1 pseudogene is annotated in these 477 nt (G+C 64.4%); it reads left to right on the top strand.

The features are described from left to right. Positions 1-363: 363 nt before the first annotated feature. Positions 364-477, top strand: a pseudogene (locus IJ15_RS25830) (preprotein translocase subunit YajC); the annotation flags it as partial.

The following is a 477-nucleotide window of genomic DNA, read 5'->3' as shown; positions in this document are numbered from 1 at the left end:
ATCTTCGCGCCGGTGAGTACCAGTTGGAGCTGTTCGCGCACCCGGGGCTGGCCGATGAAATCGCTCAGGCTCTTGGGCCGCAGACTGGGGCTGATCTCCGCCTCCCGATGCCGCCGTCGGCGGGATCGAGGTGCGTGCCAGGGAGCCGCAACTGGGGCTGTTCGGCCCGGCGGAACCCGAATCCGGAGAATTCTGACGCTGCTTCGCCGGACGTCGCGGCGAGGTGTGTTCGATATGAGCGAAATGGGATCGGTGCCGAATTCCCTTTCGGTGGGCCTGCTAATGGCACACTGGTGGGTGGCGCGGCGCCGACCCGGATCCGTGCCATAGACGTGTGTGACAACCCTGAGGACTGACTTTCCGATGCTCGAGCTGCTGTTTCCCCTTCTGCTTCTCGCTCTGCTGGTGCCGATGTTCCTCGGCATCCGGCGCCAGAAGAAGGAGATGGCCAAGACCGCCGACCTCCAGGATTCCCTG

Source organism: Prescottella defluvii, from assembly GCF_000738775.1.
GTDB lineage: Bacteria > Actinomycetota > Actinomycetes > Mycobacteriales > Mycobacteriaceae > Prescottella > Prescottella defluvii.
Note: the sequence above shows the minus strand (reverse complement) of the source record. Positions and strands in the feature narration are given on the sequence as shown.